Source organism: Elstera litoralis (genome assembly GCF_000963705.1).
Lineage (GTDB): Bacteria > Pseudomonadota > Alphaproteobacteria > Elsterales > Elsteraceae > Elstera > Elstera litoralis.
This window is the reverse complement of sequence record NZ_LAJY01000712.1, coordinates 1-1325: the sequence shown is the minus strand read 5'-3', so window position 1 is coordinate 1325 and position 1325 is coordinate 1. Positions and strand designations below refer to the sequence as shown.

At 55.9% G+C, this 1325-nt stretch carries 2 protein-coding genes, 1 tRNA gene, 1 rRNA gene and 1 pseudogene; 4 read left to right on the top strand and 1 reads right to left on the bottom strand.

All coding sequences use genetic code 11. The annotated features are described in order from the left end of the window. Nucleotides 1–51 precede the first annotated feature (51 nt). From rrf to VZ95_RS26140, 4 genes are all read left to right on the top strand, one after another. Nucleotides 52–166 (top strand): 5S ribosomal RNA (gene rrf / locus VZ95_RS19240). Between the two features lie 254 nt (nt 167–420). Then, a tRNA-Met gene (locus tag VZ95_RS19235) sits at nt 421–497 on the top strand. A gap of 52 nt (nt 498–549) precedes the next feature. Beyond that, nucleotides 550–846, top strand: coding sequence for a hypothetical protein (locus VZ95_RS26145; RefSeq protein ID WP_232302759.1), 297 nt, complete (start codon nt 550–552; stop codon nt 844–846). Between the two features lie 156 nt (nt 847–1002). Then, nucleotides 1003–1152, top strand: coding sequence for a hypothetical protein (locus VZ95_RS26140; protein ID WP_198148412.1), 150 nt, complete (start codon nt 1003–1005; stop codon nt 1150–1152). Nucleotide 1153: 1 nt separating this feature from the next. Here VZ95_RS26140 and VZ95_RS23400 read toward each other — a convergent pair. Beyond that, nucleotides 1154–1325: pseudogene (locus tag VZ95_RS23400) on the bottom strand (IS3 family transposase); the annotation flags it as partial.

The window sequence follows — 1325 nt, the reverse complement described above, 5'->3', positions numbered from 1 at the left end:
AACTAGGCCAAAGGCCGATAGGGCAAAAAAACACGTCATGCGGTTCGACAACCTGGTGGCCATAGCAAGGAGCCCGCACCCGATCCCATCCCGAACTCGGCCGTGAAAATCCTTAGCGCCAATGGTACTTTGTCTTAAGACACGGGAGAGTAGGTCGCTGCCAGGTCCTCAAACCGCATAACAAAAAAACGCCTTAAGCAGCGCAACGCGCCATAGGCAAAAAACAAAAAATCAACACACACTCACAGTCTCTCGAAAAAAACGTCCTCAAGTAGGCGCAAGCGATAGGACAAAAAAAACGTCCTCAAGTAGCGCTACGCGCGGTAGGACAAAAAAAACGTCCTCAAGTAGCGCTACGCGCGGTAGGACAAAAAATAAACGCGCTCAAGTAGGCGCAAGCCGATAGCGCAAACATACAAACGCGGGGTGGAGCAGCCCGGTAGCTCGTCAGGCTCATAACCTGAAGGCCGCAGGTTCAAATCCTGCCCCCGCAACCAACTGAAATTGCGATGCTAAATCGCTCAAAACGGTCGCCTTCGGGTGGCCGTTTTGCGTTTTACCGCCAGAACCAACGCTCGTGCCGATCGAAATGGCCAAGATGCCTGCAAGGTCGCCGCGCACATCGATCTGAAGCGTGCCATTCTCCGGGACCAGGATGATCTCCTTCACCAGCGAGCGGATAATCTCTGCCGCTGCCATACGCTTGCCGTCCGCATCCTCCTGAAGCGCCGCGTGCAGTTCGGCCACCTGAACCCGGTAATGGTGCGCCATATTCGGATGCAGCAGGGGAGGCGGCTCCTCTGCTTCTTGCAGGAATGTCTTCAACTCCCTCTGACGAGCCTCTAACTCCTTCATCTGCTTCATCATGCGGGTTGGGGCTTCATCGCTACCCGACGCCATGATGAGCTTCATGAGCTTATCCAGTTCCCGGTCGATCTTCCTGATCTCGACCTCCGCCGCGTCGATCGATGACCGGCCTTCCAGGCGCAGCCGGTTCATCTCGTGAGTAAACGCGTCGCAGAATTCCTTGAACAGGACAGGGTCCATCAGGTGATGGCGCAGCGCATCGAGAACGCGCGCCTCGAACTGATCGCGGCGGATGTTCTTGCGATTGTGAACCGCGCCGGGTTTGCCGGAGGCCATTTGGTTTAAGTTATGCGGCCAGTGCTGGTTCTTCCAGCATGGCATAGTACCGTTCCTCGGCTTCGGCTGGCGGTATATTCCCGATAGGCTCCAGAATTCGTCGGTGGTTGAACCAATCGACCCATTCCAGGGTAGCAAACTCCACCGCCTCGAAGTTGCGCCACGGTCCACATCGATGGATG